This window comes from Nonomuraea mangrovi (assembly GCF_042681425.1).
GTDB lineage: Bacteria > Actinomycetota > Actinomycetes > Streptosporangiales > Streptosporangiaceae > Nonomuraea > Nonomuraea mangrovi.
Genome location: NZ_JBHUFV010000038.1, coordinates 143,902 through 164,181 on the forward strand (window position 1 = coordinate 143,902; position 20,280 = coordinate 164,181).

Genomic DNA, 20,280 nt, shown 5'->3' on the forward strand with positions numbered 1-20,280 from the left:
CAGGGCGCCTCAGCCCCGAGGCGCCCTGCGGACCAGGGACGGCAGCAGCTCGCCCAGACCCTTGGCGGTCATCGGCTCGGCGGGCAGCAGCGCGAACCCGCTGGCGGCCGACAGGTCCTCCGCGAGCGCGGGGTCGGCCAGCACGCCGCCCGCGGGGGCCAGCGAGGTGAGCCTGCTGGCCAGGTTGACGGTCGTGCCGAACACGTCGCCCATCCGGCTGATCACCGGCCCCATGGCCAGGCCCACCCGCAGGTCGGGCATCGCCTTGTCGGGGGCGTGCACCTCGACCAGGCGCAGCGCGATCTCGGCCCCGACCCTGGCCAGGTCGGCGACGAACAGCACCGAGTCGCCGAGCGTCTTGACCACCCGGCCGCCCGAGGAGGTGACGACGTCGGCCGAGCGGCCCTCGAACCGCTCCACCAGCCCCGCCAGCTCCCTCTCCGCGATCTGGCGGCTGAGCCTGGTGAAGCCGACCATGTCGGCGAAGCCGACGGCCAGCCGTACCGTGCCGACCTCCTGGTCCACGATGCGGCCGGCGGCGGAGGCGAGCTGCCGCCGCCAGGTGTAGACCAGCAACTGCTCCAGCGAGGGGACCACCCGGTCGGCCCTGGCCCGCCACGCCGCCGGCCGCTGCGCCAGCGGCACGCCCGCCAGGTCGAGCGTCTCCGCTCCCAGTTCGGCCTGAGACTCGGCCAGGCTCGCCGTGGCCCTGCCCAGCGCCCTGGTCACCAGGAGCATGTGCTCCTCGTCGTAGGAGCCGTCGCCGACCAGGCTGACCAGCGTCTTCAGCGCGTCGACGTCGGCCTCCGTGAACACCACCGCGTCGTCGGCGACGTTCGCGAACCCCAGCGCGCGCCAGTAGCGCCGCGCGCGGTAGACCGGCACCCCGGCCATCGCGGCGACCTGATGGCTGGTGTACCGCCTGGGCTGGCGGAGGAAGGCCTCTGCCAGCAGGTCGATATGCGGATCCTCGACCGTCATGGGGACATTGCACCACACACCTGGCGTAGTTAGCGTTCAACACCATGAGGTCTTATGCCGTGCAGCTCTACACCCTCCGAGACCAGCTGGCCGCCGACCCCTCCGCCACCCTCACCAGACTCGCCTCCCTCGGCTACGAGGCGGTCGAGCCGTTCAACCTCATCCCCGTCGAAGGGTTCGAGATCCACTCCGCGCACGCCCCGCTGCTCGGCCCCGACAGGGAGGAGTACCTGAAGATCGCCGGCACGCTCATCGTGCCCATGGTCGACCCTGCGGAGTTCACCACGACGGAAGGCGTCCGGCGCACCGCGGACGCGCTGAACGCCGCGGTCGCGTGGGGCAAGGAGCACGGCGTGCGCGTGGGCTACCACAACCACCACTGGGAACTGGCCTCGCACGTCGGCGGGCGGCCCGCGCTCGAGGCCCTGGCCGACCTGCTCGACCCCGGCGTGCTGCTCGAAGTGGACGTCTACTGGGCCGCGTTCGGCGGAGCCGACGTGCCCGCGTTGCTCGGCAGACTGGGGGAGCGGGTGAGGTTCCTGCACGTCAAGGACGGCCCCGCCAACCTGACCGACCCGATGACCGCCGTGGGCTCGGGCACGCTGCCCATCCCCGACATCCTCGCCGCCGCGCCGCAGGCCATGCGCGTGGTCGAGCTCGACAGGTGCGCCACCGACATCTTCGACGCGCTCGCCGACTCCCTCGCCTACCTGCGCGAGGTGGACCGGTGACCGGAGTCGCGATCGTCGGTTGCGGCAACATCAGCCAGCAGTACCTCACCAACCTCACCGCCATGCCCGACCTGCGCGTGGTCGCCTGCGCGGACCTCGAGGTGGACAGGGCCAGAGCCGTCGCCAAGGAGTACGGCGTGCCCGTCGCGGGCGACGTCTCCCACGTCGTCAACCACCCCGACGTCGAGATCGTCGTCAACCTGACGGTGCCCGTCGCGCACGCCTCCGTCGCGATGGAGGCGATCGGCGCCGGGCGGCACGTCTACAACGAGAAGCCGCTGACGCTGGACCCCGCCTCGGGCCGGGAGCTGCTGGCCGCCGCAGGGCGAGCCGGTGTCAGAGTGGGCTGCGCGCCCGACACCTTCCTCGGCGCGGGCCTGCAGACCGTCGCCCGCGCGCTCGCCGCGGGCGAGATCGGCCGGCCGCTGTCGGCGATCACGCTCCTGCAGGGCCCTGGACCCGAGCGATGGCACCCCAGCCCCGAGTTCTTCTTCAAGCCGGGCGCTGGGCCGCTGTTCGACATGGGCCCCTACTACCTGACGGCGCTCGCCGTCCTGCTCGGGCCCGTCACGAGGGTGGCGGCCAACGGCAGCAGGGCGCACGCCAGGCGGACGATCGGCGCGGGCCCGCTGGCCGGCACCGTCTTCGACGTCGAGGTGCTCACTCACGTCAGCGCGCTGCTGGAGTTCGCGGGAGGACAGCGGGCGACGAGCGTGTTCTCCTTCGACTCGCCACTGGCGCGCGGCGACTTCCTCGAGCTCACCGGCACCGAGGCCACCCTGGCCGCGCCCAACCCGAACAACTTCACAGGACCCGTGCGGCTGCGCCGTACGGGGGCTCCCGACTGGACGGACCTGCCGGTGACGGGCACCACCGCGGGGCGCGGCATCGGCGTGCTGGAGATGGCCCGCGCCATGGCGGCGGGGCGGCCGCACCGCGCGTCGGGCGAGCTGGCGCTGCACGTGGTGGAGGTGATGACGGCGATACTCCAGTCGGCCGACGAGGCGCGCTTCGTCGACGTCACCTCGACGTTCGCCCCTCCCGAGGTGTGGGAGGACCATCCGGCCGACTGAGCGCCGGCCTGCGGGACACCGGCGATCCCGGCCCGTCCCGCAGGCCGGACCATCCCCGCGATCCGCCCCGGCACACCGGTCGCCAGGCGCTTCTGTCGGTGGCGGGTGGCATCATCCCTTCGTGACCACCTCGCCGCTCGTCTCCGACCCGGCCGCCTTCTGGGATCGTGCCGCCGCCTCCTTCGACGAGGAGCCCGATCACGGCCTGCGCGAGCCGTCCGTGCGCGAGGCGTGGCGGGCCCGGCTGATGTCCTGGCTGCCCGACCCGCCCGCCCGCGTGCTCGACGTCGGCTGCGGCACGGGATCCCTGGCGCTGCTGCTGGCCGAGGAGGGCCACACGGTCACCGGCGTCGACCTGTCACCCCGCATGGCCGAGCTGGCCAGAAGGAAGCTGGCGGGCCGGTCCGCCGAGGTGATCGTCGGCGACGCGGCCGACCCGCCCGTGGGCGAGAGCCGGTTCGACGTGCTGCTCTGCCGCCACGTGGTGTGGAACCTGGCCGATCCGCACGCCGCGCTGCGCCGCTGGCGCGACCTGGTACGGCGAGGCGGCAGGCTCGTGCTGGTCGAGGGCCGCTGGGGGACGGGCACCGCCGAGGGGATCCCGTGGGCGGGCGGCGTCAGGGCGCTCACGCTGTCGCAGGCGGTGCGCGACCTGGTCACCGAGCTGCGCGTGGAGCCATTGACCGATCCGCTGCTGTGGGGCAAGGAGATCGACGACGAGCGCTACGCCCTGATCGCGACCGTGTGAGCCGCTGAACGACGCAATGGCGTGGTTGCGGCGCGGTGGGACGGGTGAGGTCGGCTCACGGCGGGCCCTGGTAGCCGGGCGGTGGCTGGTCACCGGTGTAGTCCCGCAGCGGGCGGTCGGCGAGGAAGGCGCGGACGGCCGCCAGGTAGGCCGCCGGCTGGTCACGGTAGGCGTCGTGTCCCGCCCCTGGGAGGTAGACGAGCCTGGCGCGGGCCAGGGCGTGCAGGTAGCCGGTCGCCGACGACCAGCTCTGGTGGTCGCACGCGCCCTTGATGACCAGGACGGGGACGGCCTTGCCGGTGATGCCCTGCCGTACCCACGCGGGGGTGGGCCGGTCGGCGAGGGTGGCGTAGGCGCCGACGGAGGCATCCCTGGCGGCCGTTCGCCCGGCGGAGGCGCAGCGCCGGGGCGGGGCCAAGAGGCGGGGGTAGCCGGCGAAGCGGGTGTCGAGCTCGCGGTCGCCGACGACGGCGTGGGCGGTGGCCGGGTTCACCCGGGCGAGCGTGTACGCGGCCAGGACACGAGGGTGCAGCAGGGTCAGGGCCAGGTCGCGGTCGCGCGCGAGGTCCAGGCGGGCGAGCGTCACACCGGCGGGGGCGGGCGCGAGGTCGGCGGGCGAGGACAGCACGAGCTTGGCGACGCGCTCGGGGTGGCGGGCCAGGTAGCCGGCGGCCAGGCGCGCCCCGGAGGAGTGGCCTACCAGGACGAGCCGCTCGGCCTTCAGGTGTGCGCGGATCGCCTCCAGATCCTCGACATCCCTGGTCAGGCCGTATCCGCGGGGATCGGGCAGCCGTGCGGAGCGGCCCGCGCCGAGCTGGTCGTAGACGTAGACGGCATGCCCTTCGGCGGCCAGCGCGCCGAAGAACCGGGCGTCGCCGCCCAGGTCGGACAGGCCCGGGCCGCCGTGGAGGAACACCACCGGAGGTACGGCGCGCGGCCGCTTCGGGACCGTGGCCACGTAGGCGAGCGTGGAGCCGGTCGGAAGGGTCCAGGTCCGCTGACCCGCGACCGGCGCGGGCGCGGCGGCGGGGTCGAGTGGATGCAGGGTGGCGGTGGCGACCTGCCAGACGACCACGCTCTCGACGCCGAGGATCGCCAGCGCGCGCGACCACCGGGGGAGTCTGGCGGCTGGACGGGGGAGCAGCAGGAGCAGGCCGAGGAACAGGATCGCGGCGAAGGCGGCCAGCGCGGCGCCGAGCAGGACGGTGGGAGAGGCGGCCACGGTGGACAGGCCCGCCAGCGTGGCCAGGGCGAGCACGGGGGCGAGCACGATGACGCCGGCACCGGCCAGCGCGCGGCCCAGCACGCGCAGGCCGCGCCTGACGGGACGACGCCACCCGGGCAACGGCACAGGCCCGAAGCTACTGGAAGATCGTCGAAGGTGGCCAGGCCTCTCGCCTCACCCCCGTGCGGGCGGCGGTGTCAGAGAAGGGTGCCGCCGACGACGTCGAACGAGGCCAGCGCGCGCTCCAGCCGCGCCAGCGTGTCCGGGTGGAGCGTGATGTCGGCGGCCTCCAGGTTCTCGGTGATGTGCGCGGGCGTCCTGCTGCCGGGGATGGGGACGACATGCGCGTCCTGGTGCAGCAGCCACGCCAGCGCGAGCTGGGCGGGGGTGATGCCGAGCTCGGTGGCCAGCAGCCTGATCGGCGCGTACCTGTCGTTGTTCTTCGCGAGGTTCTCGGCGTCGAACCGTGGCGCGTTGTGCCGGAAGTCGCCCTCCTCCAGCTTCGAGACGTCACCGGTGAGGAAGCCGGAGCCCAGCGGGCTCCACGCCACCACGCCGACGCCGAGCTCCCGTGCCGTCGCCAGCAGATCGGGCTCGATCGGGCGCCACATCGACCACTCCACCTGCACCGCCGCGATCGGCAGCACGCCGTGTGCCCCGCGCAACTGCTCGGCCGTCACGTTGGACAGGCCCGCGTGCCGTACCAGACCGGCCTCCACCAGGTCGGCGACCGCGCCCATGGTGTCCTCGACGGGCACCCCTGGGTCCGGGTAGTGCAGGTAGTACAGGTCGATCACGTCGGTGTCCAGGTTGCGCAGGCTGCGCTCGGCGTAGCCGCGCACCAAGGAGGGGTCGGCGTTGCCGCGCAGCTCGCCGAACGCGTAGCCGACGGGGATGGCGCGGGAGCCCACCCCCGAGGGCACGGCCAGACCGAACTTGGTCGCCACCACGACCTCCTCCCGCCTGCCCTTGATCGCCCTGCCGACGAGGCGCTCGTTGTGCCCGTCGGGCCCGTAGGCGTCGCTGGTGTCGATGTGGGTGCCCCCGTGGTCGAGCACGTGGCGCAGCGCGTCCAGCGCCCGGTCGTCGTCTACGGAACCGTAGATGCCGGGTGAGAGGACCATCGCCCCGAAGCCGATCGGGGGGACGGCGAGCTTGCCAAGAGTTCTCATGCCCCGAGCATCGTCCCCCGGGGCCGCCGAGGTCCAAGACATGCCGGTATAACCCATGGTTATGGACGTCCATCTGCGCGAGCTGCGGTATTTCGTCGCCGCCGCCGAGGAACTGCACGTGACGCGGGCGGCCGAGCGGCTCTTCGTGTCCCAGCCCGCGCTGTCCAAGCAGCTCAGGGCGCTCGAACGGCAGGTCGGCTGCCGGCTGTTCGACCGCGTGCCGAGCGGCTTGGCGCTCACCCGGCAGGGCGAGGCGCTCCTGCCGGTCGCCCGTGACCTGCTCGCCCGCTGGGACGAAGGCCTCGACCTGGTACGGCAGGCGGCCCCCGCCGGCACGCTGGTCGTCGGACTGCAGACCGCCGTGGGGCGGGGGATCCAGGCCGAGGCGCTACGCCTCTTCAGACAGCGGATGCCCGGCTGGGCGGTGTCCTTGCGGGTGGTCGGATGGGACGACCCGAGCGTGGGCCTGGCCGACGGCACCTCGGACGTGGCGTTCCTGTGGCTGCCCGCGCCCGAGGGGCTCGCGACGTTCGTGCTGTCGACCGAGCGGCGTTTCGTCTGCATGCCCGAGAGCCATCCGCTGGCGGGGCGGCAGGAGATCGGCTTCGACGAGCTCGAGGATCAGCCCTTCGTGGCGCTGCCCGTGGCGGCGGGACCGTTGAGGGAGTTCTGGCTCGGCAGGCCCGACGCGATCGTCGGCGCCGAGGCGAGCTCGGCCGACGAGGTGTTCGAGGCGGTGCTGGCCGGTCTCGGGCTCGTGTTGCTGGCGGAGGGCAACGCCGAGCTGTACAAACGTCCAGGGCTGGTCAGTCGTCCCGTCACGGGCCTGTCACCCGCCTGCCTGGCCATCGCCTGGCGGGCCGCCGACCGCCGCCCCGCCGTGGTCTCCTTCCTGAAGTCGCTGGTCCCCGGCGACCTCGAAGATCACCTGGGCGGCGGCGGGGCCTGACGCTCTGGCACAATCCAGTCTGTGAAACGTGCGGTCCAGCAGACGACCCGTGACCTGCGTCGCCACAATCGCTCCACCCTCCTGTCGCGGCTCTACCTGCAGGGGGCCGCCAGCAGGCAGGACCTCACCAGGGCGTCTGGGCTGAGCTCGGCGACGGTCAGCAACGTGGTCGGCGACCTGCTCGCAGACGGCGTGGTCGCCGAGGGCGGGCTGGTCGAGTCCGACGGCGGGCGGCCGAGCGTCCTCATCGAGGTACGCGGTGCGTTCGGGCACGTCGTCGGTGTCGACATCGGCGAGACACACGTCCAGATCGGGCTGTTCGACTTCACGCTGCGCACGATCGCGACCGCGACCTGCCCGGTGGCGGGCACGAGCGTGGACCCCGAGGCGGTGGCCGAACTCGTCATCGCGGGAGTGGACGAGGTGAGCGCCAAGGTGGGCCTGGACCCGCGCGACCTGCTGGGGGTCGGCGTGGGCGTGCCGGGCGCCGTCGTCGCGGACGGGCGCGAGCTGGTCTACGCCCCCACGCTCGGCTGGACGGCGGTGCCGCTGGCGGACATGCTGCGCAGGGGGATCGAGGCCCCGCTGTTCATCGACAACTGCGCACGCACGCTCGGCAAGGCCGAGATGTGGCGGGGAGGGGGGCGCGGCGCGAAGCGGGCGGTCGTCGCGCTGCTCGGCGTCGGAGTGGGCGCGGCGGTCACCACGGCGGCCGGGTCCTTCGCGGACGCGACCAGCACGACCAGCGAGTGGGGCCACACCGTCATCGAGGTGGGCGGCAGGCCGTGCAGGTGCGGGTCGAGGGGCTGCCTGGAGGCGTACGTCGGCGCCGAAGCGATCCTGGAGGAGTACCTGGCCCTGCCCGAGTCCACGCCGTTCGAGGCGGGCGACACCGAGTCGCGCCTGGCCGAGCTGGTGGCCCGCGCGGACCAGCCCCCCGCCGCCGAGGTGCTCGGCAGAAGCGCCGAGTACCTCGGCATCGGCATCACCAACCTGGTCAACATGCTCGCCCCCGACCTGGTGGTGCTGTCGGGCTGGGCGGGCGCGATCCTGGGGCCCGCCGTCCTGCCGAGGGTCCGTGACACCGTCAGGCGCCACGCGCTGGCCTACCTCTACGGGCACGCGCGCATCGAGCTCGGCAGGCTCGGCCCCGAGGCGGTCGCCATGGGCGCGGCGACGCTCCCGGTCGTCCAGGTGCTCGCGAACGGGGGTTCCGGCCGGGCTCATGATTGACCGCCAGGCCGCTTGGACTTAACTTAAGTCGTGTACTAAGTCGCCGATCCGATCGGAGTGGGAATGAGCTTGCTCTACATCGACGGGACGTGGCGCGCGCCGGCCTCCGGCAGGACCGGCATGGTGCGGGAGAAGGCGACGGGCGCGCCGCTCGGCCGCTACGCCATGGGCGACGCCGGCGACGTCGACGCCGCGGTACGCGCCGCCCGCGCCGCACAGCCCGGCTGGGCGGCGCTCGCCGCGCCCGAGCGGGCCGCCTACCTACGGCGGATGGCCGACCACCTTCAAGGCCGCTTCGAGGAACTCGTCACGCTGAGCATGCGCGAGACGGGCGGCGTGCGCGCCAAAGGAGAGGACGAGGTCGGCACCGGCATCCGCCAGCTGCACATCTCGGCCGTGCAGGCGACGGAGAACGCGGGGGACATCCTGCCGCCCTACAAGGCGGGCAAGCTGTCGCTGTCGCGGGCCGTGCCGCTGGGCGTGCTGGGCGTCATCACCCCCTGGAACTACCCCCTGAACCTGGCCATGCGCGTCGTGGCGCCAGGGCTCGCCTTCGGCAACACGATCGTGCTCAAGCCCGCCGAGCTGACGCCCGTCATCGGCGGCCAGGTCCTGGCGGAGGCGGCCGAGCACGTGGGGCTGCCGCCGGGGGTTCTCAACGTGGTCACCGGCGAAGGGGTCGACGCCGGCCGGCCGCTGGCCGCCCACCCCGGCGTCGACCTGGTCGACTTCACCGGATCGCGCCAGGTGGGCCTGGAGATCGCCGCCGCGGCCGCCGCAGGCCTTCGGCCCGTCAGGCTCGAACTCGGCGGCGACAACGCCTTCCTCGTCCTGGACGACGCCGACGTCGAGCTGGCCGCCTCGTGCGCGATGATCGCCTCCCTGGAGTTCCAGGGCCAGACGTGCATCAGCTCCAGCAGGCACATCGTCACCCGCGCGGTGGCCAGGCCGTACATCGCGGCGATCACGCGCAGGGCCGAGGCGCTCCGCGTGGGCGATCCGCTGAGCGGCGAGGCCGATCTCGGGCCGCTGATCAGCGAGGCGCAGCGCGACAGGGTGCACAGGACGATCGTCGAGCCGTCCGTCGCGATGGGCGCGAGGATCGCCACAGGCGGCACCTTCGACGGGCTGTTCTACCGGCCGACCGTGCTCACCGAGGTCACGCCGGACATGCCGGCCTTCACCGAGGAGATCTTCGGCCCTGTCCTGCCGGTGACCGTCGTGGAGAGCGAGGAGGAGGCGATCGCCCTGACCAACGGGTACCCGATGCTCATGAACTCCGTCTTCACCCAGGACCTCATGCGCGGCATGCGGGTCGCCGAACGGCTGCAGGCCGGCGAAGTGCACGTCAACGACGCGCACGCCAGGCACGGCGCGGAGGACCAGATGGCAGGCTTCACCAAACGCCAGTGGATCGGCCTCCAGCGCACGCCGCTGACGCTTCCGGCATGGGCCGCCGCCCCCTCGGACGCCCGATGAGCGGCCCCGAACGCCGGGGGATGAGGGGCCCCGAGCGCCGGAGGATGAGCGGCTCCGAGCGGTGGGGGATGAGGGGCTCCGAGCGGCGGACGACGGGCGGCTCCGCGCGTCGGACGATGAGCGGCACCGCGCGTCGGGCGTTGGTCGTGCGCGGAGGATGGGAGGGCCACGCGCCCGTGGAGGCGACCGACCTGTTCCTGCCCGACCTGAAGGAAGCAGGATTCGACGTCACCGTCGCCGCCGACCTCGACGTCTACGCCGACGGGGAGCTGCTGGCGGGCACCGACCTGATCGTGCAGTGCTGGTCGATGGGGCGGCTCACCGCCGAGCAGTGCTCGGGGCTGGTGTCCGCCGTCCACGCTGGCACCGGGTTCGCCGGCCGGCACGGGGGAGTGGTGGCCACGTTCACCGACAGCCCGGACTACCTGCGCATGGTCGGCGGCCTGTTCCTCTTCCACCCCGCGGACTTCCTCGACTACCGGGTCGTCATCAGGCCCGAGCACGCCGAGCACCCGATCATGGCGGGCCTGGCCGACTTCGACGTGCACAGCGAGCAGTACTGGATGCTGTCCGACGGCCCGAACACCGTGCTGGCGAGCACCACCGTCGACCCGGCGGACGGCGGGCAGGATGGCGGGCAGGGCGGCGGGCAGGGCGGCGGGCCCCTCGACATGCCCGTGGTGTGGACCAGGCGGTGGGGCGAGGGCAAGATCTTCTTCTCCGCGATCGGCCACCGGACGGCCGACCTGCGCGCTCCCACGGTGCGCACGCTCACCTCGCGCGGACTCGTCTGGGCCGCCCGGTGAGCGCCGCAGGTCAGGAGGTCGTCACGGCGATGGCGCCGGGACTGCCCGAGCGGCTCTTCCGAGGGGAGCGCGCCGACCGGCTGCGGGCGCTGGCGGGGGACGGCTGGCGCACGCCGCTCACCCACCTCACCGGCGAGATCGCCGGTGAACGGCTGGCGTCCGCGCGCGTGCTCCTGACCGGCTGGGGCGCCCCCGTGATCGACGAGGCGGCGCTCGCGCTCGCTCCGCGGCTGGTGGCCGTCGTCCACGCGGCGGGGTCGGTGAAGGGCCACGTGGCGCGGGCCGTCTTCGACAGGGGGGTCGCGGTCAGTTCGGCGGCCGACGCCAACGCGGTCCCGGTGGCCGAGTACACGCTCGCGGCGATCCTGCTGGCCAACAAGGGTGTGCCGGCCATGGCCGCGGAGTACCGCCGACGCAGGGCCTATGTGGACGTGCTCGGCGACTACCGGGACGTCGGCAACTACGGCAGGACCGTGGGTCTGGTCGGCGCGTCGCGGACCGGCCGCAGGGTGGCCGAGCTGCTGCGGCCGTTCGACGTGGAGGTGCTGATCAGCGACCCGTATCTCGACGAGGCGGGAGCCGGCGCGCTGGGCGCGAGGAAGGTCGCCCTGGACGAGCTGTTCCCCTCCAGCGACGTCGTCTCGCTGCACGCCCCCGCGACGGCCGAGACCAGGCATCTGGTGACCGCCGCCCGGCTGGCGGCGATGCCGGAGGGCGCCACCCTGATCAACACCGCGCGGGGGTCGCTGGTCGACCACGACGCCCTGGTGGCCGAGCTGAGCACGGGCCGCCTCTCAGCCGTCCTGGACGTCACCGAACCCGAGATCCCGCCTCGCGACTCGCCGCTGTGGGAGCTGCCGAACGTGGTGCTGACTCCACACGTCGCCGGATCCCTCGGCGCCGAGCTCGAACGGCTCGGCGCGCACGCGCTGGCCGAGGTGTTCAGGGCCCTCGACGGCGGCCCGCTGCGGCACCCCGTGGACCCGGCCCTCCTCGGCGTCACAGCCTGACCCCGGAGCGGTGGCACGGCCTGGCCCCGGAGCGGTGGCACGGCCTGGCCCCGGAGCGGTGGCACAGCCTTACCCCGGAGCGGTGGCACGTGGCGGTCCCGCTTTCTGGAGCCTGAACGAGACCGGCGATGACCGGCAGGCACGGCGTTACCGCCGGCCGCGCCCATCTGTTGCGGTTTCCGCCCCTCTTGGGGCGTGAGCCTGCGGGCCTTGTCCGGTTGCGTCACCTGAGGTGCGGGGTCAAGATCCGGGGCTGTGTACGCGGGGTCAAGGTGCGGGGCGGGTCAAGGAGGGCGGGGCGTCTGGAGGCGGATGTCAAGGAGTGGGTGGATAGCGCTTTCACCGCTCGATGAGATGAAATGTGAGGACCCGATCGCTGACGTTGGGAGACCCCTGTGCCCCTGTTCGACCTTCCCCTCGACCGGCTGCGTGAATACCGCCCCGACCGTGACGAGCCCGCCGACTTCGACGCGTTCTGGAGCGAAACCCTCGCCGAGGCCGCCGAGCACGACCTGGCTCCCTCGTTCACACCCTACGATCTGCCGTTGACCGCCGTGGACGTCTACGACACCTCCTTCGCCGGCTGGGCAGGCCACCGGATCAACGCCTGGCTGATCGTGCCGCGCGGCGCCGAGGGGCCCGTGCCGTGCGTGATGCAGTACATCGGCTACTCGGGCGGAAGGGGGTTCGCCCACGATCACCTCACCTGGCCGGCCGCGGGCCTCGCGGTGCTGGTCGTCGACACCCGCGGCCAGGGCGCGCACAACCTGACCAGCCCCGGCGCCACCGCCGACCCGCACGGCGGGCTGTCGCCGCAGGCTCCCGGCATGATGACCAGGGGCATCCTCGACCCGGCCGACTACTACTACCGCCGCGTGTTCACCGACGCCGTCAGGGCCGTGGAGGTGGCCGAGAGCCACCCCGCCGTCGACGCCGACAGGATCGTGGTGTCGGGCGGCAGCCAGGGCGGCGGCATCGCCCAGGCGGTCGCCGCTTTGCGGCCCTCGGTGAAGGGGGCCTTGGTCGACGTCCCGTTCCTCACCCACTTCCGCAGGGCGGTGGAGATCACCGGCCGCGACCCCTACCAGGAGATCGTCCGCTTCCTGGCCACCCAGCGGGCCAGTGCCGACACCGTGTTCCGCACCCTGTCCTACTTCGACGGCCTGAACTTCGCCGCGCGCGGCCGGGTTCCCGCGCTCTACTCGGTGGCGATGATGGACGACGTGTGCCCGCCCTCGACGGTGTTCGCCGCCTACAACCATTGGCAGGGTGACAAGGAGATCACTGTCTGGCCGTGGAACAACCATGAGGGCGGCGGCGGCTTCCAGCGCGAGGAACAGCTCAGGTATGTGGCCAAGCTGCTGGCCTGAGCGTCAACGCAACGACTCGAGCAGCGCACGGACGCGGGGGGTGACCTCCTCCGGCTCGCCCCGGGTGAGCTCGCCGCCCATGCCGACGGCCACTGCCCCTGCGGCGACCCACTCGGGCGCGGTGGCGGCGCTCACCCCGCCCGTGGGCACGATCGGGGCCTGCGGGAGCGCCTGCAGGAGGTCGCGCAGCGCCTTCGGCGAGGTCTGCGAGGCGGGGAAGAGCTTGACGAGATCGGCGCCCGCCTCCAGCGCGGCGACGATCTCCGTCGGCGTCGACGCGCCCGCGACCACCGGCACGCCGTGGCGGTGGCCGGCGCGGATCACCCCGTCACTGAGCGCGGGGCAGACCAGGAAGCGGGCGCCCGCCTCGATCGCCATCACCGCCTGGGCGGCGTCGAGCACGGTGCCCGCGCCGACGAACGCGCCGGTCGCCAGCGTGCGGACGGCGTTCAGGGCGCCTGGAGTGGACAGCGAGACCTCGATGGCGGCCAGGCCGGCGAAGGCGAGGCGCCTGCCGTACGCGATGGCGGTCTCCTCGGACGGTGCCCGGATGATGCCGATCACCCGGTCGGCCACCACGCGCTCGGTCAGCCGCCACCTGAAGTCCCGCACGGGCGCTCCTACCGGAGTGATGGGATGATTCTCCGCATTGTAGAAGCAAGCCGCGAGCGAGGGAGATGTGGTGACTCGTCCTGACGTGGTCGGGGTCGGAGAGGCGATGGTGCTGCTCCAGCCCGCTGAGGGGGAGAACCTGGCGACCGCCGAGCGGATGGACGTGCACGTCGGCGGGGCCGAGTTGAACGTGTGCGCGGCCGTCGCGAGGCTCGGCGGCTCGGCGTGGTTCGCCTCGCGGGTCGGCGCGGATCCGTTCGGCGAGCGCGTCAAGGCCGCCGCCCGCTCCCTCGGCGTCGGCACCACCCTGGTCGGCCGCGACGACACCAGGCCGACAGGGGTCTTCTTCAAGGACGTGCTGCCGGACGGCGCCAGGCGCGTCCACTACTACCGGGCGGGCTCTGCGGCCGCGGGCATGGACGAGGGCGACGCCGCCGCGATCCTCGACGCCAAGCCGAGGGCGATCGTCGTCAGCGGGATCACGATCGCGCTGGGAGAGGGCCCGGAGCGGCTCGTCAGGGCCCTGGCCGAGGGCGCGCGTTCGGCAGGGGCGCAACTGGTCGTCGACCCGAACCTCCGCCCCGCGCTCGGCAGGCAGGACCGGGTGCTCGCCACCGTCCTCGACCTCCTGCCGCGCACCGACCTGCTGGTGCTCGGCCAGGACGAGGCAGGGCCGCTGTTCGGCGTCACGGAGCCCGCCGACGTCTTCTCCGCGGCAGGCTCCGGCCGCTCCGACGGGATCGAGGTGGTGCTGAAGGCGGGTGCGGACGGCGTGTTCTTCCACGGCGAGGACGACGAGCCCCGCCACCTGCCGAGCGCCGCGCGCGCGGTGCGCGACCCCGTCGGCGCGGGTGACGCGCTGCTCGGCGGCTACCTGGCCGCCCGGCTCGCCGGCGCCACGCGCGAGCGCGCGGCCCGTGTGGGCAGCGCACTCGCCGGCCGCATCGTGGAGGTGCACGGCGACGTCGAGGGCCTCCCCTCGGCCGCCGAGGCCGCCGCGCTCCTCGCGGGATGATCGGATGTGACCGGGAGCCCCCCGAGAGGCCTCCGGTCAACCGGTGACGTGGAAGGCGACCCCGCCCTCCCCGTCGGTGTCGGCGTCCAGCGACTTGTCGTCGAGGACGCTGGCCGCCACGGGGTCGAGATAGACCCTGGCTCCTTCGGCCTCCACCACCTCATCGGTGGGTTCGGGCGCGGTGGCCATGCTGAGCACCAGGGAACCCTGGCCGTCCCCCTGTGACGAGATGCGGATACCGCTGGCCTCCGCGTCCTGCTGGGCGGTCAGATCCTTGATGACCTGGGCTGCGTTGGGTGTGAGAGTGAGCACTACGGCTCCTCCTCGTTTCTCGGTTGCAGGGATCCGGGGTCCTTGCCCCATCTGCTTCGCCCTACACACCCGCCGAGCCGCCACGTTCCCGAAGTTCAGGAGAACGCGGGCATGACACGGTCATGAATCAGTCTGAGCTGCTCCTCCACCGAGGCGACATCAGGGAGATCGCGGCCCATGAACTGCTTGACCAGCGTCGCGTCCGTCACCGCGAGGATCATGTGGTTGACCCCCGAAGGCTCGATCTCGCGCCTGATCTTCTCCACGCACTCCTCGGGGGTGCCCGCGATCGACAGCCTGTCGCCCAGCTCGGGGCTGGTCAGCTCGATGGCCCTGGCCAGGTCGCCCGCTCCCAGCGCGTCGACGATGGGCTTCATGGCGTTCGGGTCCACCCCGTTGCGCTCCAGCTGCTCGGCGGGCATCGACGAGGCGTACAGGCCGACCATGCTGCGTGCGGCCTCCTTGGCCACGGCGGAGTCGTGGCCGGTGGCGAAGACGACCCATGCGCCGATGTCCATCGACGACCAGTCCTTGCCCGCCTTCTCGGCGCCCGTCCTGAACTCCGAGACCAGGAAGTCGTAGGCCTCGCGGGTGTAGCTGAGCGCGTGGTGCACGCCGTCCGACAGCTCGCCGGCCGCGCGGAAGGATCGCGGTCCGCGCATCGCGCCGAGCTTCACCGGCACGTGCTCCTGCACGGGCCTGGCGAAGGTGAACAGTCCGTTGTAGCGGAAGAACTCGCCCTCGAACGTGATCGCGCCGTCGTCCAGGAGCGTGCGGACGACGTGCGCGGCCTCCTTCACGCGCGACAGCGGCCTGGAGACGGTCCAGTCGATGCCGTACTGCGCCAACAGCCCGAAGTTGCCGCTGGACAGCACCACCTCGGCGCGGCCGCCGCTGAGCTCGTCGAGCGTGGCGGCGGCCTGGGCGATGAGCGAGGGCTCGCGCAGCACCACGGAGGAGACGCTCGGTCCGAATCTGATCCTCTCGGTCTGCTGCGAGGCCGCGGCGAACAGCAGCCACAGGTCCTTGTGCCAGGTCTCGTCCGCCGCGTAGCAGGCGTGGAAGCCCAGCTCGTCGGCCAGTCTGATGGACGCCAGCGACTCCTGGAGCGGGTAGTCGGGCAGCATCACATAACTGAACTTCATCGCTCCTCCTGGGGAATGGCGTCGCCCGCCGGGGCCACGCCGAGTTCCTGCGGTCTGGCCACGACCAGGTACAGCGCGCCCAGACCCACGACGACCAGGCCGGAGAGCGCCACGAGCCAGTTGTCGTACCAGGCGGCGTCAGGCGTTCTCGGCCAGATCATGTTCACGATCGCCAGCACGCCGTACACCAGCGCGCCGACGTTGACCGCCAGGCCTGCCGCGCCCAGCGTGAACGGACCCGAAGGGCGCCACCCGAGCAGCCGCGCCCTCAGCGCCGCCAGCACCACCATCTGGAAGCCCAGGTAGATGCCGAGCGTCGCGAATGAGATGATCTTGACGAGGGCGTCCTCCGAGATGATCGAACCGGCCACCACGAGCGCGGGCACGACCGCGGCGACCAGCAGCGCGTACGGCGGGACGTGCCGCGCGGCCGAGAACCTGCGGAACAGTCCGCTCCCGACGATCATGCCGTCGCGCGCGTAGGAGTACAGCAGCCTGCTCGCCGCCGCCTGCAGGCTCAGCGCGCACGACAGGAACGACACCAGCACGATCCCGAGCACCACCCGCAGCCCCACGGGGCCGAACGCCGTGGTCAGCACGTCCGAGACGGGGTCGGGGCTCGCGCCCGAGATCACCGCCGCGAAGTCCGGTACGGCCAGCAGCAACGCCAGGCAGACGAAGATCGCCGCCGCCCCTCCCACGTAGATCGTCATGCGCATGGCCTTAGGGATGCGCCGCGTCGGGTCGGGGACCTCCTCGGCCACGTCGCCGCACGCCTCGAACCCGTAGTACTCGAAGATGCCGATCAGCCCTGCGGCCAGGAAGGCGGCGAGATAGCCGGTCTCCGATCCCGCGCCGAACGAGTCGAACAGCACGCCGAGCCCGTGATGCCGCTGCGTCAGCAGCAGCCAGCCGCCCACCGCCAGCGCCCCCACCAGCTCGGCCGAGAAGCCGATGATCGCCGCGAGGGCCAGGGCCCTGGTTCCCGCCAGGTTGATCGTCACCGCGACCGCCAGGATGAGCAGCGCGCACATGATCGTGTTCGTCGTGCTCACGCCGATGCCGAGGAACGCCGACAGGTAGGGGCCCGCGCCGTAGGCGACGCTGGCGATGGTGACCAGCAGCGCGATCAGGTAGACCCAGCCGGTCATCCACGCCCACGTGCGCCCCCACAGGCGCCGCGCCCACGGATAGATGCCGCCCGTCAGCGGGTACTGCGAGACGATCTCGCCGAACACCAGGGCCACCAGGAACTGCCCCACGCCGACGATCACCAGGCTCCAGATCATCGGCGGCCCGCCGGTGGCCAGCGAGACCGCGAACAGCGTGTAGATCCCGACGACGGGAGACAGGTAGGTGAAGCCGAGCGAGAAGTTGGCCCAGAGGCTCATCTCCCTGCGGAACTCGGAGGTGTAGCCGAGGTCGGCCAGCCTGCCGTCATCGGTCGAGGTCATCGAGCAGCTCCTCGCCCGAGATCACCTTGTGCGCGAAGTGCCTGTGCATCCAGGCCAGGTGGTCGGCGCGGGAGCGGGCCAGGCGGAGCGTGTCCCAGTTGGGGAAGGTCTGCTGGGTCACGTGCTCGGTCATGAGGGCCGGATCCACCTCGTAGACGTGCTCGAACCTGGTGACCGCCACCTCCGAGGCGCGTTCGGGCGGGGGCGGGGTCATCTCGTCGTGGTAGCGGTAGCTCACGGCTCCTCCTCACCCGGCGTTCCGGCGTAGGCGCGGTCGAGCAGGTACTTGCCCGGATTCATGATGTTGTGCGGGTCGATGGCGCGTTTGATGGCGAGCATCACGTCGAAGCCGCCGCCGAGCTCCTCGGGCACCAGGTCCACCTCGCCCTCGCGGCACGAGCCGTGGCAGGCGCTGATCGAGCCGCCGTTGCTCAACGCCACCGCCGCCAGGTCGCGCTTGGCGGCCACCCACGCGGCCCACGCCGCGTCGTCGAGGCGCTGCTCCCAGATGCCGATGTCGATCTCGGTCAGGTAGTCGGCGCCCGTGGAGCCGTTGGTGTAGGCGAACATGCCCCAGTCGTCGAACACGTCCGACTCCCGCCGCAGCCGGTCGGCGATCTCGTGCCACGCCAGCCGTACGGCGGGCAGCCTGGTGTAGTTGATCGAGGCGTCCTCGCAGTGCCAGCTCATCGGCACCACCTGCCCAGAGCGGGTCCGCCCGTGCAGGGGGGTGGCGTAGCGGTCGTGGCGGGCGGCCCAGTCCCCTTCGGAGATCTCGTCGCCCAGGTAGCGCGCGCCCATCGAGCGGGCGATCCGCAGCAACCGACTGCCGCCGGCGCGTACCTCGTCCTCGTAGCCGTACAGGGCGGCGCAGACCAGCGCCTTCACCGAGGACGGCTGCGGGATGTAGGCCTCGTCGTCGCGTCGCAGGTAGGCGACCTTCCACTCGTCGAACAGCACCGCGCCCGCGAACGTGGCCACGCCCGCCCTCGCCAACCGGCCGACCACCGCGTAGGCGGTGTCGTAGTCCTCGAACGCCCAGAACGGTGAGAACTCGGCCTCCGGCTTGGGAAACAGCTTCAGCGTGGCCTCGGTGGCGATGCCCAGCGTGCCCTGGTGGCCCATGAACAGGTGTTTCAGCTGGTAGCCGCTCGACGATTTGGTGATCTTCCTGCCGATGCCGTCGCCGACGTGGATGACCTGCCCCGTCGGCAGCACGTGGTCGAAGCTGAGCACCAGGTCGCGGCTGTGGCCGTACCGCGAGCCGATGAGCGACCAGCCGCTGGTGCCGATCCTGCCGCCGACCAGCGAGCAGGGATAGGAGGCGGGGTCGTCCGGGTAGATCAGGTCGTGTCGTGAAAGCACCTCGTTGAGCTTCAGCGCGTTGATACCTGTGCCGACCGTGCACGTCCTGTTCTCGAGGTCGATCTCCTTGATCTGGTTGATCCGCTTCACATCGACCACGATGCCGCCCCGCAGCGGCACCGCGCCGTCGGTCAGCCCGGTGCCGCCGTCGCGCGGCACCACGGGGATCCGATGGGTGTGCGCGAGCCTCAGCACCTCGGCCACCTCTTCGGTGGAGCCCGGCATGACCACCAGGTCGGGCATCCGCTCCGCCCACCTGTGCACGGGGAAGGGCGCGGGCACGCGCGTCCTGTTGAGCCGGTCGGCCCTGCCCGTCAGCACGTGCTCGCGGCCGAGGACCCGCCGCAGTTCCTCCAGGACCGGGTCGTCCATGGTGATGGTCATCAGGCCACCCCCAGCGACTCGGCGAGCAGCTCGTGCAGGTCCACCACGCCGATGGCGCGCGCGGCGCCCGCCTCCGTCAGGGGCCTCTCGGCCCACGGGCAGGCGGTGACGAGGGTGTCGACGCCCAGCTCGGCCGCCTTGCCCATGCGTGTCTCGCTGATCCTGGCCGTCAGTTCGGGTTTCTCGACGGCCAGGCCGCCGCCCGCGCCCGAGCAGTAGGACCACTGGGTGACCCTGTCCACGTCGTGGAAGGTCAGACCAGGGATCGCCCGCAGGATCTCGCGCGGCTCCTGCCAGATCCCCTTGCGCTTGTTGAGCCTGCACGGGTCGTGGTAGGTCACCGTCCGTTCCACGGGCACGTGCGGGACCAGCCGCCCCTCCCTCAGCAGTGCGGCGAGCAACTCGATGACCAGCACCACCTCGATGTCGAACGCCTCCCCGAAGTACTTCGGATAGTCCTCGGTGAAGGTGATGTAGTCGTGCGGGTCGAGGACCAGGACGCGGCGCACGCCCCCGGCCCTCCAGTCCTCCAGGTTGTGCCGGGCGAAGCGGAGGGCCTGCTCCTCGTAGCCCATCTCGGCCGCGGGCCCGCCACAGCACCACTGCTCGTTCATCAGGCCGAACTTGTAGCCCGCCAGGTTGAGCATCCGGGCCACCGCCCTCGGAGCCGTGGTCCGGTGGAAGGCGGCCTCGCAGTCCACGAACAGGATCGTCTCCCCGCCCACCGGCAGGTCGAGCCCCTGTGCCCAGTCGCGTACCCGCTCCTGTGACACCCCTGAGGTCACAGGCTCGTGCGTCTTCTCGTCGGTGAGCAGGTTCCATCGCTGCCAGCCCGGCTGGTGCACCCCCTCCCGTACGGCGAGCGCGCGCACGGCCTTGACCAGGTCGACGGTTCTGGTGCGGAAGCGGTAGAAGTCGCCGGTGAACAGCGAGTTGGGGCAGCGCAGCTCGCACGCGCCGCACCCGGTGCAGTTGACGTAGTCGGCCGCGACGTCGGCGACCTCGAGCGAGCCCTGCTCCATCGCCACCACGTTGGCGTGGAAGGCGGTGGGACTCCACGACTCGTTGCGCGTGACCTGCATGACGGGGCAGACCTCGCGGCAGAACTTGTGGCCTGAGGAGAAACAGTTGTAGGCGGCGTTCCGCCACTCCTCGGCGAACCTCTTCTCGGGATCAGGCAACGGACGCCTCCCTCAGATCGGGTTGCGATTAAAAC

20 protein-coding genes are annotated in these 20,280 nt (G+C 72.1%); 10 read left to right on the top strand and 10 right to left on the bottom strand.

Features of this window, described 5'->3' with window-relative positions:
* Positions 1-9 precede the first annotated feature (9 nt).
* The gene (locus ACFSKW_RS26495) at positions 10-981 is read right to left on the bottom strand and encodes an adenylate/guanylate cyclase domain-containing protein (protein ID WP_379575141.1); all 972 of its coding nucleotides are present in this window, start codon (positions 979-981) and stop codon (positions 10-12) included.
* Between the two features lie 44 nt (positions 982-1,025).
* On the opposite strand from ACFSKW_RS26495, the gene ACFSKW_RS26500 reads away from it, so the two are divergent.
* The 3 genes from ACFSKW_RS26500 (at position 1,026) to ACFSKW_RS26510 (ending at position 3,533) form a co-directional block, all read left to right on the top strand.
* Positions 1,026-1,712 carry a sugar phosphate isomerase/epimerase family protein gene (locus ACFSKW_RS26500; RefSeq protein WP_379575142.1) on the top strand — a complete coding sequence of 229 codons (687 nt, stop codon included), beginning with the start codon at positions 1,026-1,028 and terminating at the stop codon, positions 1,710-1,712.
* Positions 1,709-2,785 (top strand): Gfo/Idh/MocA family protein, encoded by a 1,077-nt coding sequence (locus ACFSKW_RS26505; RefSeq protein WP_379575143.1) that lies wholly within the window; start codon positions 1,709-1,711, stop codon positions 2,783-2,785. The genes ACFSKW_RS26500 and ACFSKW_RS26505 overlap by 4 nt, the downstream gene beginning before the upstream one ends.
* A 121-nt stretch (positions 2,786-2,906) precedes the next feature.
* Positions 2,907-3,533 (top strand): class I SAM-dependent methyltransferase, encoded by a 627-nt coding sequence (locus tag ACFSKW_RS26510; RefSeq protein ID WP_379575144.1) that lies wholly within the window; start codon positions 2,907-2,909, stop codon positions 3,531-3,533.
* A gap of 55 nt (positions 3,534-3,588) precedes the next feature.
* Here the strand turns inward: ACFSKW_RS26510 and ACFSKW_RS26515 are convergent, their stop codons facing one another.
* Entirely contained in the window at positions 3,589-4,884 is a 1,296-nt protein-coding gene (locus ACFSKW_RS26515) for an alpha/beta hydrolase (protein WP_379575145.1), read from the bottom strand.
* A gap of 71 nt (positions 4,885-4,955) precedes the next feature.
* A complete protein-coding gene (locus ACFSKW_RS26520) occupies positions 4,956-5,930 on the bottom strand; it encodes an aldo/keto reductase (protein WP_379575146.1) in 975 nt (324 codons plus the stop codon).
* A 61-nt stretch (positions 5,931-5,991) separates the two neighbouring features.
* Between ACFSKW_RS26520 and ACFSKW_RS26525 the strand changes: the two genes are divergently transcribed.
* From ACFSKW_RS26525 to ACFSKW_RS26550, 6 genes are all read left to right on the top strand, one after another.
* Entirely contained in the window at positions 5,992-6,879 is an 888-nt protein-coding gene (locus ACFSKW_RS26525) for a LysR family transcriptional regulator (protein ID WP_379575147.1), read from the top strand.
* A 21-nt stretch (positions 6,880-6,900) separates the two neighbouring features.
* Positions 6,901-8,112: an ROK family transcriptional regulator gene (locus ACFSKW_RS26530; RefSeq protein ID WP_379575148.1), complete on the top strand. Its 1,212-nt coding sequence runs from the start codon at positions 6,901-6,903 to the stop codon at positions 8,110-8,112.
* Positions 8,113-8,175: 63 nt separating this feature from the next.
* Positions 8,176-9,591 (top strand): aldehyde dehydrogenase family protein, encoded by a 1,416-nt coding sequence (locus ACFSKW_RS26535; RefSeq protein ID WP_379575149.1) that lies wholly within the window; start codon positions 8,176-8,178, stop codon positions 9,589-9,591.
* 116 nt (positions 9,592-9,707) lie between these two features.
* Complete coding sequence (locus ACFSKW_RS26540) at positions 9,708-10,397, top strand: ThuA domain-containing protein (RefSeq protein WP_379575150.1); 690 nt, start codon at positions 9,708-9,710, stop codon at positions 10,395-10,397.
* On the top strand, positions 10,394-11,407 hold the full coding sequence (locus tag ACFSKW_RS26545; RefSeq protein WP_379575151.1) for a hydroxyacid dehydrogenase: 1,014 nt from the start codon (positions 10,394-10,396) through the stop codon (positions 11,405-11,407). The genes ACFSKW_RS26540 and ACFSKW_RS26545 overlap by 4 nt, the downstream gene beginning before the upstream one ends.
* Before the next feature lie 395 nt (positions 11,408-11,802).
* On the top strand, positions 11,803-12,777 hold the full coding sequence (locus tag ACFSKW_RS26550) for an acetylxylan esterase (protein WP_379575152.1): 975 nt from the start codon (positions 11,803-11,805) through the stop codon (positions 12,775-12,777).
* Positions 12,778-12,780: 3 nt separating this feature from the next.
* Here the strand turns inward: ACFSKW_RS26550 and ACFSKW_RS26555 are convergent, their stop codons facing one another.
* Positions 12,781-13,389, bottom strand: a complete 609-nt coding sequence (locus tag ACFSKW_RS26555; RefSeq protein WP_379575153.1) for a bifunctional 4-hydroxy-2-oxoglutarate aldolase/2-dehydro-3-deoxy-phosphogluconate aldolase — start codon at positions 13,387-13,389, stop codon at positions 12,781-12,783.
* Positions 13,390-13,459: 70 nt separating this feature from the next.
* Between ACFSKW_RS26555 and ACFSKW_RS26560 the strand changes: the two genes are divergently transcribed.
* Entirely contained in the window at positions 13,460-14,404 is a 945-nt protein-coding gene (locus ACFSKW_RS26560) for a sugar kinase (protein WP_379575154.1), read from the top strand.
* A 36-nt stretch (positions 14,405-14,440) separates the two neighbouring features.
* Here ACFSKW_RS26560 and ACFSKW_RS26565 read toward each other — a convergent pair whose 3' ends face one another.
* From ACFSKW_RS26565 to ACFSKW_RS26590, 6 genes are all read right to left on the bottom strand, one after another.
* The gene (locus ACFSKW_RS26565) at positions 14,441-14,716 is read right to left on the bottom strand and encodes a HesB/IscA family protein (protein ID WP_379575155.1); all 276 of its coding nucleotides are present in this window, start codon (positions 14,714-14,716) and stop codon (positions 14,441-14,443) included.
* A gap of 95 nt (positions 14,717-14,811) precedes the next feature.
* Entirely contained in the window at positions 14,812-15,861 is a 1,050-nt protein-coding gene (locus tag ACFSKW_RS26570) for an LLM class flavin-dependent oxidoreductase (protein ID WP_379575156.1), read from the bottom strand.
* Positions 15,858-17,315 (bottom strand): APC family permease, encoded by a 1,458-nt coding sequence (locus tag ACFSKW_RS26575; protein WP_379575157.1) that lies wholly within the window; start codon positions 17,313-17,315, stop codon positions 15,858-15,860. Before ACFSKW_RS26575 ends, ACFSKW_RS26570 begins: the two co-directional genes overlap by 4 nt.
* A complete protein-coding gene (locus ACFSKW_RS26580; RefSeq protein WP_379575158.1) occupies positions 17,299-17,553 on the bottom strand; it encodes a hypothetical protein in 255 nt (84 codons plus the stop codon). Before ACFSKW_RS26580 ends, ACFSKW_RS26575 begins: the two co-directional genes overlap by 17 nt.
* The gene (locus ACFSKW_RS26585) at positions 17,550-19,064 is read right to left on the bottom strand and encodes an FAD-binding oxidoreductase (protein WP_379575159.1); all 1,515 of its coding nucleotides are present in this window, start codon (positions 19,062-19,064) and stop codon (positions 17,550-17,552) included. Before ACFSKW_RS26585 ends, ACFSKW_RS26580 begins: the two co-directional genes overlap by 4 nt.
* Positions 19,064-20,245, bottom strand: a complete 1,182-nt coding sequence (locus ACFSKW_RS26590; protein ID WP_379575160.1) for a (Fe-S)-binding protein — start codon at positions 20,243-20,245, stop codon at positions 19,064-19,066. Before ACFSKW_RS26590 ends, ACFSKW_RS26585 begins: the two co-directional genes overlap by 1 nt.
* Positions 20,246-20,280: the final 35 nt, after the last annotated feature.